Source organism: Stackebrandtia albiflava, assembly GCF_007994225.1.
Lineage (GTDB): Bacteria > Actinomycetota > Actinomycetes > Mycobacteriales > Micromonosporaceae > Stackebrandtia > Stackebrandtia albiflava.
The window spans coordinates 168,439-181,918 of sequence record NZ_VLLL01000009.1 but is presented as its reverse complement, the minus strand read 5'-3'; the positions used below and the strand labels follow the sequence as shown (position 1 = coordinate 181,918).

Here is a 13,480-nt window from a genome sequence, read left to right as displayed (position 1 = left end):
GCCGGTACACGTCGAAGGGGCACCGACCACTCGGGTCGGTGCCCCTTCCGTGTCGCGGTGGGGCGAGGGAGGAGGCGGGGTGGGGTAGGCGGCGGTCCGGGGCGTGACGCCTGTGAGACACCTCGTTCCCGGCACGCGGGTCACGGGGGCCTCCAACCTCCGCCCCATATGTCGACCGTAGACCGGTTTCGCTGAACGCAGCCTTAACCGGCCTTAAGCCGCCTTCAGGTATGTGGTTCGGTGTGCCCGGGTCAGTTGCTGTCGGGCTCGCGGCCCGCCTCCTCCTCCAGGTCGGCGGGATCCACCTCGTCCGGGTTGGGGATCAGGTCGGAGGAGTCGTCGGGTAGGCCGTCGGTCAGGATGTGCCGTTGCAGGGTCACCTCGGTCTCACCGACACCACCCACCGAGATGTCGTCGAACGCCTGCAACTGGCGGGTCTCCTTGTCGAAGTACATGACCGAGAGCTGCATCGGCACCGGTTGGTCCTGTTGCAGGCCCCGCAGTCCCGCACCGCCGGTCGACCCCTGTACGAGTTGGAGCGTGTCGTCGTCGATGAGGTACGACTGCCGTTGGTGGCGGTGGCCCGACAGCACCAGCGGCACCTCCTCGCCCAACGGGCCGGCGCTCACCGGGTCGTGGACCAGCGCCAGGTCGGCGCCGCCGGACTCGATGACGGTGTCACGCAGTTGAATGCCGGAGTCCAGCATCACCTGCTCCTCCCGCCAGTCGGACGCCTTGGCGGACTTGTCGGGAGTGAACCGGGGGTCGCCGATGCCCGCGATGCGCAGCCCCTCGATCTCGACCACCTCGTCGTCCAGCACGACGGCGTTGCTGTACTCCGCCACGGTCTCGGCCGTGGCGTCGGAGTCGTGGTTGCCCCGGATGTACACGTAAGGCACGGTGATGTCGGGGATGCGTTCGGTGTAGAGCCCGGCCTCCTGTTCGGTACCCCAGTCGCTGATGTCGCCGGTGTCGATCACCAGGTCCACCTGGAACTGCTTGGCCACCGACTCGATGATGTCCCACGCGCCCGGGTTGAGATGCAGGTCCGACACGTGCAACGCCCGGATGGTCCCCGGGTCGGGTTCGAAGGCGGGGAGGGTGCGCGCGATCGTGTAGAACTGCGACATGTTGATGATGAACCGTTGAAGCTGGTCCTGGTACTGCTGGTAGCGGTCGGCGATGTTCTGTGCCGAGCCGACGACCGCCGGGGCGTTGGCAAGCAGGCCCTCGTACCGCGGTTCGGTGATGGAGTCCGGCCGGACGGTGGCCGCCGCCATGCCCAGCCCGGCGAGCGCCACGACCATGGAGAGGGTGCCGCAGATGGCCGCCCGGCGTCGCGACCGGAACACCAGCGCGCCCAGGATTATCCCGCCGAGGGTCGCGCCCGCCACGGCGCCCAGGCCCACGTTGGTGATGCCGAACAGCAGGTCGTCGGGGACGCTCTCGCTCGCCTTCTTCACACCCTCGGGGTCCGCGATGAGTTCCTGGGTGCGGGACAGGTCCAAGGTGTCCAGTCGAAGCGACAACCGCAGCGGCCCGTCGTGGCTGTCGAAGATCAGAGAACCCAACGGTGGCAGGTACACCTCCGACTCGCCGGCGTTGGACGGCTCGATGGACATGGTCGTCTTGAACGGCCCCACGTCCACACTGGATATTCCGCCGAGGTAGACGCCGAAGGCGGCTCCGATCACCGCCAGCGCCGTGAACATGGCCGCCTTGGCGGTCCTGCGCACTCCCCGGTTCCCGCGCGCCCACTTCCACGCGCGTCCGGCGTGGTTCCGGCCGTGCCGGTAGACCGTTCGGGCGCGGCGTGCGGTCCGCCGGGCGCCGGCGGCGAGGCGGCTGCGGGCTTCGGTGAAGGAGTTGCCGTTGATCAGGTCTGCCCTTCCGTCGATCCTCCGGCCACGATCCGGATGATCTGGTCGTCGCCGTCGCGCGGTTGGTCCTTCTCCCGATTGGAGGTACTGATCCACAGGGTGCCGTCGGGGGCTTCGGCGACCGCGCGCAATCGGCCGAGTTCTCCCGTCAGACTAGCGGTCGGCTCGCCCACGGTGGTGCCGTTTTCGGTGAATTCGATGGTCCACAACCGTTCTCCGCGAAGGCAGGCCGTGACCAGGACCGAGTCGGCGAACGACGCCCCCGCGCAGGATGCCTCGGCCGGATCCCAGGTGACCACGGGGTCCACGAACTCGTCGTCACCGCCGGTGCCCTCCACCTCGGGCCATCCGTAGTTCTCGCCGGCCTCGATCCGGTTGACCTCGTCGGCGGAGTCCGCACCGAACTCGGTGGCGAAGAGTTCGCCGTCGGCGTTCCAGGCGAGGCCCTCGGAGTTCCGGTGCCCCAAGGTGTACACCAGGGAGTCGTCGAACGGGTTGTCGTCGGGCACCTCGCCGTCGGGCGTCATCCGCAGGATCTTCCCGGCCAGGCTGTCGCGGTCCTGTGCGGCCTCGGCGTCACCGGCGTCTCCCGTGGTGGCGTACAGCATCCCGTCGGGACCGAACGACAACTGGCCGCCGTTGTGGTTGGTGGACTTGGGGATGCCGGTCACGATCGGGTCGGGCTCCTCGCCGAGCGTCAACTTCGCGATCCGGTTGTCCTCGGCGGCGGTGTAGAAGATGTAGACGGTGCCGTCGTCCTGGTAGTCGGGCGACACGGCGATCCCCATCAGGCCGCCCTCGCCCGCCGGCTCCGCCTCATCGACGACCTGCAGTTCCTCGGTGGTGTAGGCCGATTCGCCGTCCGGGCTCGGTGAGACGCGCAGGATGCGGGCGGATTCGCGTTCGGTGACCAGCGCCGAACCGTCGGGCAGGAAGTCGATGCCCCACGGCGTGTGGAGGTCCTGCGCCACGACGGAGGCGACCACCGACTGGTCCGGCGCCTCCGCAGAGGTGGACGGGGTCGGCAGGTTGGGCGGCTCACCGGTCTCGTCGGGCGGCGGTGGCCCGAAGCTGCAAGCCGAGATCGAGGCGGCCACCGCGGCCGTGGCGAGGAGGGCGCGCCAGGGTCGATAAGTCACCCCGCCAGCGTAGAGGATCGCCGCCCGGTGCCCGCCCCGTCGGCGTCGCCGCGCCGCCGGTGCGGGGCGCCCGAAATGAGACACAGTGGATCGATGTCACGATGTGTGGCCGCGTGACTGCGGCGCATCCCTCGGTGGTCCGGCCGGCGGCAAGCGCCTGCCCGGCCGCGTCCTAAGCTTCGCGTCATGAAGGCGTGGATATCGCACGAGGCCGGGTTGGCGGCGATGGGGGAGATCCCCCGCGGCGTCACGGTGGAGGTCTTCCGCCAGGACGGCGACTACCCGTCCGACCCCCGCACGGTCGAGTTCTGGGTGCCGACGTACATGGGCCGCGACTCCGCGACCCGGCCGTTGTCCGACATGACGGGGCTGAAGGTGATCCAGTTGCTGTCGGCGGGCGCGGAGGTGTGGGTGCCCGTCGTCCCCGAGGACGTGGTGTTGTGCGACGCCCAGGGCGCCCACACCGCCTCGACCTCGGAATGGGCCGTGACGGCGATGCTGGCCTCGCTGCGCCGGATACCGGAGTTCGTGCGCGCCCAGGACCGGGCGGAGTGGGCGCCCCGGTCGAGCCCCGGACTCGCCGGGAGGCGGGTGCTGATCCTCGGCGCGGGCGACATCGGTGAGGCGATCGCCCGGCGGGTGGCGGCGTTCGACGCCGAACCCGTCCTCGTGGCGCGACGCGCCCGCGACGGCGTGCACGACACCTCGGCGCTTCCGGCGCTACTTCCGGAAGCGGACGTGGTGGTGGTCATCGTCCCGCTGACGGACGCCACCACCGGCATGGTCGACGCCGGTTTCCTGGCGCGGATGCGGGACGGCGCCCTCCTGGTCAACGCGGCCAGGGGCCGGGTCGTCGATACGGCGGCGTTGACGGCCGAGACGGCCTCGGGGCGCCTGTCGGCGGCACTGGACGTCACCGACCCCGAACCGCTGCCCGCCGACAGCCCGCTGTGGGCGATGCCGAACGTACTGATCACACCGCACGTGGGCGGCACCGTGGACGGCGCGTTGACGAACATGTACCGCATCGCCGGGGAACAGCTGCGCAGGTACGCCGCCGGGGAACCGCTCCGCAACGTCGTGTCGGAGGGTTACTGAGCGTCCTCGTCGCTCACTTCCCGGCCGCTGACGGCCAGCAGCCTGGGCAGGTCGGCCGGCCGCACGCTCGGCAGCTCCAGCCGGTTACCCGACTCCAGGACCGCGAACACCCTGCCCTCCCGGCGGTCGAAACCGGTGATCTCCGACCACCGGACCCGGCGGCCGTTGAACAGCGCCTTCACCGTCACCCCGTCGGGGCCGGCGTCGACTCCCGAACGCAGCGACCACACCACCACCAGCAGCGGGACGATCAGGGCCACCACCGCCACCGGCGCCAGTAGAAGGCGCGTGGTCTCGGACAGCTCCACGAAGACCGAAACGGCGAACGGCATCACGAACACCCAGCTCAGGAAAGCCGCGAGCCAGATGCCGCCGCTGCGGCGGAACCGGATCACCCGGGATGAGGTGTTGACGACCGACATGACCCGATGCTGTCACATCGGGTCGCGGAGTGCCCGGTTGGGCCGTCGGCCGGACGCGAAATGTCATACCGTCGGGCCAGACTGTGATCGGCATCTCCATACGACGCGAAGGGCGTCCTCATGACATACCTGTTGGCAATCGGTACGAAGAAGGGCCTGTTCCTCGCCGTCAGCGCCGACCGGCGCGACTGGGAGGTCACGGGCCCCGTGGTGCTGGGCCGCGACGAGAGCACCGTCCAGAGTTCCGTCTACGCGATCGGGATCGACACCCGCAGGGAGCGCCCGCGGCTGCTGGTCGGCGCGGACAGCTCCCACTTCGGTCCCAGCGTGTGGCATTCCGACGACCTGGGAGCCGACTGGACGGAACCGTCCGACGCGCCGCCGATCGCGTTCCCGCCCGACACGGGGGCCAGTTTCGTACGTGCGTGGCAGTTCGCGTTCGGCCCGGAACCGGACGTGGTCTGGGCCGGGGTGGAGCCACACGGCCTGTTCCGCAGCGACGACGGCGGCGTCACGTACACCCTCAACCGCGGCCTGTGGGACCACCCGCACCGCACCGAGTGGTTCCCCGGATTCGGTGGGCCCGCGATCCACACGATCCTGCCGCATCCGGCCGACCCGTCGCGGGTGACCGTGGCCATGTCCACCGGGGGCGTCTACCAGACCACCGACGGAGGGGAGACCTGGCATCCCGCCAACCACGGCATCGGCGCGGACTTCCTCGCCGAACCGACACCGGAGTTCGGGCAGTGCGTGCACAAGGCGGTGCGCGACGCCACCGACCCGGCGAGGATGTTCGTGCAGAACCACGGCGGCGTGTACCGCAGCGACGACGAGGCCGGCCGGTGGACGTCGATCGCCGAGGGCCTGCCCGCCGACTTCGGCTTCGCGATCGTGGCGCACCCCTCGCGGGGCGGCACGGTCCTCAACTTCCCGGTCGACTCCGCCGGTGGCCGCTTCCCGCCCGGAAACCGGCTCCAGGCCCAACGCAGTGACGACGCGGGCGCGACGTGGCGCTCGTACAGCGACGGTCTGCCGGAGGAGCCGTACTTCGGGATCGTGCTGCGTGACGCCGCCACCACCGACGGCGCCTCCGACGCCGGCTGGTACTTCGGCACCCGCTGCGGTGACGTCTACGCGGCGGTGGAGTCCGAAGGCGGATGGCGACAGGTGGCGGCGCACCTTCCCGACGTGTTGTGCGTCCGGGCCGCCGAGGTCGGGTGATCGCATGTCGGTGACCGTGTACATCCCGGGCGTCCTGCGCAACGAGTGCGACGGCGCCTCCTCGGTGGTCCTCGCCGAGATCGCGCCCACCAGCCTCGCCCAGATCCTCGACCAGCTCGCGGTGCGGTATCCCCGGCTGGACCGCCGCATCCGCGACGAGCACGGCGGGTTGCGGCGCTACGTCAACGTCTTCGTCGACGCCGACGAGTGCCGCACGCTCAGCGGCCTCGCCACCGAGGTCGCCGACGGCGCACAGGTGCGGATCCTGCCGTCGGTCGCGGGAGGTTGACACGTGAAACCGCTGCGGTACAGGGCTTGCCTTCGGTCCACATCGTCCGTAGGCTGTCCGTTGGACGGGCGCTTTCTATTACCTCTCAAGGAGAACCGAGATGAAGCACCTGAACCGCATCGGCGACGCCATGCTGGCGAGACTCGTTCCGACCACGGAGGCCGCGGCGGCGCCCTGTCCGTGCAGCTCGCGTTGCTGCTTCAAGTACGACTCCCGACTCTGGTGCTGGACCGACGGCACCGGTTGCGCCATCGTCTCCTGCTCCACGAGCTGCTGAGGCCCCGACGGCCGTGGACGGCGACCGCCGTCCACGGCCGTCACAACCGATGCATCCCGGGATCTTCACTTATCGTCCGACAGCAGTCATAATCGAGCGGCCGTATCTCCCACTCACGACAAGGAGTCCGATGCCGTATCTGCTGTTGGCCGTCCAATTCGGGCTGGCGGGGGTGTTCCTGGTGTCCTCCGTCGCCAAGGTGAAGGCACTGGCGGACACGGTGCGGATGTGGACCGACCTGCTTCAGGCCGTTCGACTGCCCGCCGGCCTCGCCGGAGTCGCGTCCTGGGCGCTCATCGCCGGAGAGTTCGCCACCGGTCTGGCCCTGCTGGTACCGGTGTGGCTGTTCCCCTGGGGCCTGTGGCCCGCGACCGCGTTGTTGGTCGGTTTCACGGTGTTGGCCGTGGTGTCGGCCCGCACCACCATGAACCTCAAGTGCGCGTGCTTCGGCCGTGCCACGACACCACTGGGATGGCGGCACTTCTGGCGCAACCTGGTGTTGTTGGGGATGGCCGTCACCGGCCTGGTGGTGTGGGGCGGCGGTGCCACGCCCGCGACCGATCCGGCCGGTGTCGCGGTGGCGGCCCTGGCGGCGGCGCTGGTGGCGCTGCTGGCGGCCTTCTACGACGACATCATGGACCTGGTACTGGAATAAGCCCCTTCCCATCCCCACCCTCACATTGGAGACACCCCATGCCCTTTCTGATCGCGGCCGTCGTCCTCGTCGGCGCAATCGCCGTCTTGAACCTGTTGCTCACCATGGCGGTGATCCGCAGGCTCCGCAAGAACGAGTCGGCGATGTCGCCGATGATGGAGTCCGGCCCGCCCAAGGGGAGCCCGGTTCCGGAGTTCACCGCCGAGGCCACCGACGGCACCACCGTCACCGCGGCGTCGTTCGCCGGTCAGTCGGCGGTGATGGCGTTCTTCTCGACGACCTGTTCGGCGTGCAAGCCGGCCGTTCCGCGGCTGGTCGCCCACATCGACGCCAACGGTCTCAAGCCCCAGCAGGTCGTCGCGGTGATCAACGGTGAGGGTGACGAGCAGGCCGAGTTCACCGAGCTGTTGAAGGACAAGGCGACGGTCGTCTGGGAGTCCGAGATGGGTGAGGTCACCGCGGCGTTCACCGTCAGCGCCTTCCCGACCTTCGTCCACATCGGATCCGACGGCAAGGTCGACAAGTCTCACAGCGGCGCCAACGAGCTGGCCGGAGCCGCCTGATCATGCAGAAGCCGGAGGTGACCAAGGTCGGCGGTTGGCGCGGACTGCTCTCGCGGGCCGGACGTGCCCTGGCGCTGACATGGCGCGCGGGACCGTGGTCGGCGTCGCTGTACCTGATACTGACCCTCGCCCAGGGTTTGATCCCCGCAGGCGTCACGCTGCTGACCAAGTGGTTGCTCGACGGCATCCAGTTCGCCCAGGTGCCGGCCGGTGAGAAACCGGCCGGCACCTTCGACCCGATCATGCTGGTGGCCGGGATCGGGGTGCTGGGCATCCTGGTGGCCGCACTGCCCTACGCGACCACCTACGTGCAGTCCCGGCTGAAGCGCGGCGTCACCCTCGTCGTGCAGGACCGGCTGTTCGGGGCGGTCAACGGGTTCGACGGAATGGCGCGGTTCGAGAACCCGGCGTTCCTGGACCGGCTGCGGATGGCGCAGCAGGCCGCCACGATGGCACCCGAACAGACCACCGCGTCGATCTTCGGGATCGCGCAGAGCATGTTGACGGTGATGAGTTTCCTGGGCGTGCTGCTGGTGATCAGCCCGCTCATCACGTTGATCACCGTCGTCGCGGCGATCCCGGCGTTGTTCGTGCAGCTTCGGATCAGCCGCCAGCAGGCCGACATGATGTGGACGTTCAGTCCCCGCAGCAGGCGGCAGCTGTTCTACCAGATGCTCATGCTGGACCTGGCCGCGGTGAAGGAGATCCGGCTGTTCGGCCTCGGTGACTTCCTGCTCGGCCGGATGCGCCGCGAGACCGTCGCCATCAACGCCGCCGAGGAGCGACTCGACCGGAAGGTCATGGTCTCCCAGGGGCCGCTCGCCGGACTCGGTGCCGTGGTCGCCGCCGGCGGCCTCGTGTGGATGGTGTTCCGGACGCTGGAGGGCCAGTTCACCATCGGCGACATCTCGGCGTTCATCGCCGCCGTCGCCGGCGTGCAGGCCGCGATCGCCGGTGTCGTCGCCGGGGCCACCCAGGGGTACGAGTCGTTGCTGTTGTTCGGGCACTACGTCGACGTCAGCGACATGAAGTCGGACCTGCCCGCGGCCGCCCCCTCCAGGCCGCTACCGCCGCTGAGCGCGGAGATCCGCCTGGAGGACGTGTGGTTCCGCTACACCGACGATTCGCCGTGGGTGCTCAAGGGCGTGTCGGTGACCATCCCGTTCGGCGGTTCCCTGGCGCTGGTGGGTCTCAACGGCGCGGGCAAGTCCACACTGGTCAAACTGCTGTGCCGGTTGTACGACCCGACGAAGGGCCGCATCCTGTGGGACGGCGTGGACCTGCGGGACGTCGCCGTGGACGACCTCCGCGACCGGATCAGCGCCGTGTTCCAGGACTACATGTCCTACGACCTGTCGGCCGCCGAGAACATCGGCATCGGCGACCTGGCCAACATGGACGACCGTGACCGTGTCGTGAGGGCCGCCGAACGGGCCGACGTCCACGAGTTCGTCTCGGAACTGGGCAGGGGATACGACACGATGCTGTCGCGGATCTTCTTCCAGGGCGAGGACAACGACGACCCCGAGCAGGGCGTGACCCTGTCGGGCGGGCAGTGGCAGCGCATCGCGCTGGCCCGCGCCATGATGCGCGTCGGCCGGGACCTGTTGATCCTGGACGAACCCAGCGCCGGGCTCGACGCCGCCGCCGAGCAGGCCGTCCACGACCGGCTGCGCGAGTACCGGAAGGGCGCCACGAGCGTCCTCATCTCGCACCGGATGGGTGCCGTCCGGCACGCCGACCGGATCGTGGTCCTTCAGGAGGGCGTCATCACCGAGGAGGGCGACCACGCCTCCCTGATGCGCGCGGGCGGCGAGTACGCGAGGTTGTTCAGCATCCAGGCCGCCAACTACGTCGAGGAGGCGGAGTGACGGCGGGGGCCGCCGCCGGTCCCCGCCACACCCAGGCGCCGCCCACCCCGACCGGATAGGATTCCGCGCATGACCCACCCCCGAACCGCTCGCCGTGTCGGACTTCTCGCCACCGGGGCGGCCGTGGCGGTCGCCGCGGGCGTCGCGGCCTACGTGCGCCGCCAGTACGTCGCGATCACCGTGGAGGGCATGAGCATGAGCCCCGCGTTGTATCCCGGCGACAAGGTGCTGGTGCGCCGCGGGATCCGGGGCATCCGGCCGGGCAGGATCGTGGTCCTCGCCCGGCCCCGCTCCGGTGAGGGGTGGCGGCGGCTGGCACCGGCCGGCCGGGACCTCGACGCCACCTCCTGGTACATCAAGCGGGTGGTGGCGGTGTCCGGGCAGCCCTACCCCGAGGTGATGAAACGCGAGGGCGTGGTGCCGTCCGGGCACGTCGTCGTCATCGGCGACCACCCGCACAGTGAGGACTCCAAACAGCACGGACCGTGTCCCGTCGACCAGATCCTCGGAGTGCAGGTCCGCAAACTCAGCATGACCGACCCGGCGGCGGCCGCGGTGCCCGATCTGGGTGCCGTGGTGTTCGACGACGACGCGGTGGTGCTCTCCGAGGACGACATCCGCGCGGCGGACCCGACACGCCGAGAGGGCGCCTAACCCGCCGAGCCGCCCGCGCCGTGTTTCGCTTCAGTGGAGAACGGGGAAGCGGGGCGGCATGTCGAGATTGTGGCGGACCAAGTCGATCGAACAGTCGATCGCGGACACCGACGAACCGGGCAGGCGACTACGGCGGGACCTGACCGCGTGGGACCTGACGGTGTTCGGTGTCGCGGTCGTCGTCGGTGCCGGCATCTTCACCTTGGCGGCCAGTACCGCCGGAGACCTGTCGGGCCCGGCGGTGACGTTGTCGTTCGTCATCGCGGCGATCGCCTGCGGCCTGGCCGCGTTGTGCTACGCCGAGTTCGCCTCGACGGTGCCGGTGGCCGGCAGCGCCTACACCTTCGCGTACGCGTCCTTCGGGGAGTTCCTCGCCTGGATCCTCGGCTGGGACCTGGTACTGGAGTTCTCGCTGGCCGCCGCCGTGGTGGCCAAGGGGTGGTCGACGTACCTGCAGCAGGCGGTCGGGCACCTGGGCGCAGACATCCACACCACTGTGGATGTCGGTGGCGTGGCACTCGACTGGGGATCGATCCTGATCGTGGCGGCGCTGACGGTGCTGCTGGCGACCGGGACCAAGCTGTCGGCCCACGTCAGCATGGTCATCACGGCGATCAAGGTCGCCGTGGTGCTGCTGGTCGTGGTGGTCGGCGCGGCGTACATCAACGCCGCCAACTACACGCCGTTCGTCCCGCCGTCGACTCCGGCACCGGAGGAACGCGCCAACGTCGAGTCGTCACTGTTGGCGTACGTACTGGGTGACGTGGGCACCCAGTACGGGTGGTACGGGGTGCTGGCCGGCGCGTCGATCGTGTTCTTCGCGTTCATCGGTTTCGACGTGGTCGCGACCACCGCCGAGGAGACCCGGCGGCCGCAGCGCGACCTGCCGCGCGGCATCCTCGGTTCCCTCGTCATCGTGACCGTCCTGTACCTGGCGACGTCGCTGGTCATCACGGGGATGGCCGGTTACGAGGAGTTGAAGACGCAGCCGGACGGCACGCGGGCGACCCTGGCGACGGCGTTCTCGGCCCTCGGGGTCGACTGGGCGGCGGCGGTCATCGCCTTCGGCGCGCTCGCCGGGTTGACGACGGTGGTCATGGTGATGATGCTCGGCCAGACCCGGGTGCTGTTCGCGATGTCCCGCGACCGGTTGCTTCCGGCGTCGTGGTCGAAGACCGGCCGTCACGGCACGCCGGTGCGGGCGACGATCGGGGTCGGGGTGTTCGTCGCGCTGTTGGCCGGTGTGTTCCCGGCGGCGCGGCTGGAGGAGATGGTGAACGTCGGCACGCTGTTCGCCTTCGTGCTGGTGTCCGGCGGTGTGCTGGTGTTGCGGCGTACCCGGCCCGACCTGCCGCGCGGCTTCCGGGCGCCGGGTGTGCCGTTCGTGCCGATCCTGGCGATCGTGGCGTGTGTGTGGCTCATGGTCAACCTGACGGTGTTGACGTGGCTGCGGTTCCTGGCGTGGATGGCGCTGGGCGTGCTGATCTACCTGGCGTACGGTTACCGGCATTCAAAGCTTGGGCGGAGTGTCTCATTATGCGGACAGTGGCAGACTGAGCGTATGCCAGCACTGCGATCGCGTACCTCGACGCACGGACGGACGATGGCCGGAGCCCGGGCACTGTGGCGTGCCACGGGCATGACCGACGACGACTTCGGCAAGCCGATCGTCGCGATAGCCAACAGCTACACCCAGTTCGTCCCCGGCCACGTACACCTGAAGGACCTCGGCGAGATCGTCGCCGAGTCGATCAGTGAGGCCGGTGGCGTCTCCAAGGAGTTCCACACCATCGCGGTCGACGACGGCATCGCCATGGGCCACGCCGGGATGCTCTACTCGCTCCCCAGCCGGGAGATCATCGCCGACTCGGTGGAGTACATGGTGAACGCGCACTGCGCGGACGCACTCGTGTGCATCTCGAACTGCGACAAGATCACGCCCGGCATGTTGCTGGCCGCCATGCGGCTGAACATCCCCACCGTGTTCGTGTCGGGAGGCCCCATGGAGGCGGGCCGCACCGTCTCCGTCGACGGTGTCGTCACCCGCAGGCTCGACCTCATCGACGCCATGGTCGCCTCCGCCGACGAGGGCGTCTCCGACGACGAGCTGGCGAGCGTCGAACGATCCGCCTGCCCGACCTGCGGCTCCTGCTCCGGGATGTTCACCGCCAACAGCATGAACTGCCTCACCGAGGCGATCGGGCTCGCACTGCCCGGCAACGGCTCGGTCCTGGCGACCCACTCGGCCCGCCGCGACCTGTTCAGGCGCGCCGGCGAGGTCGTCGTCGACCTGGCACGGCGCTACTACGACGGCGACGACGAGTCCGTCCTGCCGCGCAGGATCGCCGACCGGCACGCCTTCGACAACGCCATGAGCCTCGACGTCGCCATGGGCGGCTCGACGAACACCGTGCTGCACCTGCTGGCCGCCGCCCGCGAGGGCGGCGTCGACTTCTCGGTCGAGGACATCGACGCGATCTCCCGGCGGGTCCCGTGCCTGGCCAAGATCGCGCCCAACTCGCCGGACTACTACATGGAGGACGTCCACCGCGCCGGCGGCATCCCGGCGATCATGGGCGAACTGCACCGCGCCGGCCTGCTCCATTCCGACGTCGGCTCGATCCACTCCGCCTCGCTGGACGAGTGGCTGACGGAGTGGGACATCCGTTCCGGCGGCGCCTCGCAGGCCGCGCTGGAGCTCTTCCACGCCGCCCCGGGCGGAGTCCGCACCACGCAACCGTTCTCGACCGACAACCGCTGGTCGAGTCTGGACACCGACGCCGAATCCGGTTGCATCCGCGCGGCGGACCACGCCTACTCCGCGGACGGCGGCCTGGCGGTGCTGTCGGGCAACCTCGCCCCGGACGGATGTGTCGTGAAGACGGCGGGCGTCCCCGAGGAGAACCTGGTGTTCGCCGGTCCCGCCAGGGTGTTCGAGTCCCAGGAGTCGGCGGTCGCCGGCATCCTGGACGGCACGGTGACCGCCGGAGACGTCGTGGTGATCCGCTACGAGGGCCCCAAGGGCGGACCGGGGATGCAGGAGATGCTGCACCCCACGTCCTTCCTCAAGGGACGGAAGCTCGGCCGCGCCTGCGCGCTGATCACCGACGGGCGGTTCTCCGGCGGAACCTCCGGACTGTCGATCGGCCACATCTCACCCGAGGCCGCCGGTGGCGGTGTCATCGCCCTCGTCGCCGACGGCGACCGGATCGAACTCGACATCCCCGCCCGGACCATCCGGCTGTGCGTGTCCGACGACGAACTCGATGCCCGCCGGATCGAGGAGGAGAAGCGCGACCGGCCGTACACCCCGGTCGACCGCGACCGGACCGTCAGCACCGCCCTGCGCGCGTACGCGGCCATGACCACGGCCGCCAGCGACGGCGCCTATCGCAGGATCCCCTGATC

12 protein-coding genes are annotated in these 13,480 nt (G+C 69.6%); 9 read left to right on the top strand and 3 right to left on the bottom strand.

Features of this window, described 5'->3' with window-relative positions:
* Positions 1 to 251: 251 nt before the first annotated feature.
* Both LX16_RS23520 and LX16_RS23515 read right to left on the bottom strand, forming a co-directional pair.
* A complete protein-coding gene (locus LX16_RS23520; RefSeq protein ID WP_211354726.1) occupies positions 252 to 1,736 on the bottom strand; it encodes a metallophosphoesterase family protein in 1,485 nt (494 codons plus the stop codon).
* 140 nt (positions 1,737 to 1,876) lie between these two features.
* Entirely contained in the window at positions 1,877 to 3,019 is a 1,143-nt protein-coding gene (locus LX16_RS23515; RefSeq protein WP_211354725.1) for a PQQ-dependent sugar dehydrogenase, read from the bottom strand.
* 186 nt (positions 3,020 to 3,205) lie between these two features.
* On the opposite strand from LX16_RS23515, the gene LX16_RS23510 reads away from it, so the two are divergent.
* Positions 3,206 to 4,117, top strand: a complete 912-nt coding sequence (locus LX16_RS23510; protein WP_147143479.1) for a 2-hydroxyacid dehydrogenase — start codon at positions 3,206 to 3,208, stop codon at positions 4,115 to 4,117.
* Here the strand turns inward: LX16_RS23510 and LX16_RS23505 are convergent.
* Positions 4,111 to 4,539: a PH domain-containing protein gene (locus tag LX16_RS23505; RefSeq protein ID WP_147143476.1), complete on the bottom strand. Its 429-nt coding sequence runs from the start codon at positions 4,537 to 4,539 to the stop codon at positions 4,111 to 4,113. The genes LX16_RS23510 and LX16_RS23505 overlap by 7 nt on opposite strands.
* 120 nt (positions 4,540 to 4,659) lie before the next feature.
* Here LX16_RS23505 and LX16_RS23500 point away from each other — a divergent pair, with 120 nt between their 5' ends.
* From LX16_RS23500 to ilvD, 8 genes are all read left to right on the top strand, one after another.
* The gene (locus LX16_RS23500; protein ID WP_147143474.1) at positions 4,660 to 5,763 is read left to right on the top strand and encodes a WD40/YVTN/BNR-like repeat-containing protein; all 1,104 of its coding nucleotides are present in this window, start codon (positions 4,660 to 4,662) and stop codon (positions 5,761 to 5,763) included.
* 4 nt (positions 5,764 to 5,767) lie between these two features.
* Positions 5,768 to 6,052 (top strand): MoaD/ThiS family protein, encoded by a 285-nt coding sequence (locus LX16_RS23495; protein ID WP_147143471.1) that lies wholly within the window; start codon positions 5,768 to 5,770, stop codon positions 6,050 to 6,052.
* 100 nt (positions 6,053 to 6,152) lie between these two features.
* The gene (locus LX16_RS26775) at positions 6,153 to 6,329 is read left to right on the top strand and encodes a hypothetical protein (protein ID WP_158645712.1); all 177 of its coding nucleotides are present in this window, start codon (positions 6,153 to 6,155) and stop codon (positions 6,327 to 6,329) included.
* Positions 6,330 to 6,459: 130 nt separating this feature from the next.
* Positions 6,460 to 6,984 carry a MauE/DoxX family redox-associated membrane protein gene (locus LX16_RS26770; protein ID WP_158645711.1) on the top strand — a complete coding sequence of 175 codons (525 nt, stop codon included), beginning with the start codon at positions 6,460 to 6,462 and terminating at the stop codon, positions 6,982 to 6,984.
* Between the two features lie 38 nt (positions 6,985 to 7,022).
* A complete protein-coding gene (locus LX16_RS23490) occupies positions 7,023 to 7,547 on the top strand; it encodes a peroxiredoxin family protein (protein ID WP_158645710.1) in 525 nt (174 codons plus the stop codon).
* A gap of 2 nt (positions 7,548 to 7,549) precedes the next feature.
* Complete coding sequence (locus LX16_RS23485; protein WP_147143464.1) at positions 7,550 to 9,418, top strand: ABC transporter ATP-binding protein; 1,869 nt, start codon at positions 7,550 to 7,552, stop codon at positions 9,416 to 9,418.
* Between the two features lie 69 nt (positions 9,419 to 9,487).
* Positions 9,488 to 10,072, top strand: coding sequence for a S24/S26 family peptidase (locus LX16_RS23480; protein WP_147143461.1), 585 nt, complete (start codon positions 9,488 to 9,490; stop codon positions 10,070 to 10,072).
* 58 nt (positions 10,073 to 10,130) lie between these two features.
* Entirely contained in the window at positions 10,131 to 13,478 is a 3,348-nt protein-coding gene (gene ilvD / locus LX16_RS28130) for a dihydroxy-acid dehydratase (RefSeq protein ID WP_147143458.1), read from the top strand.
* The last annotated feature ends 2 nt before the right edge of the window (positions 13,479 to 13,480 follow it).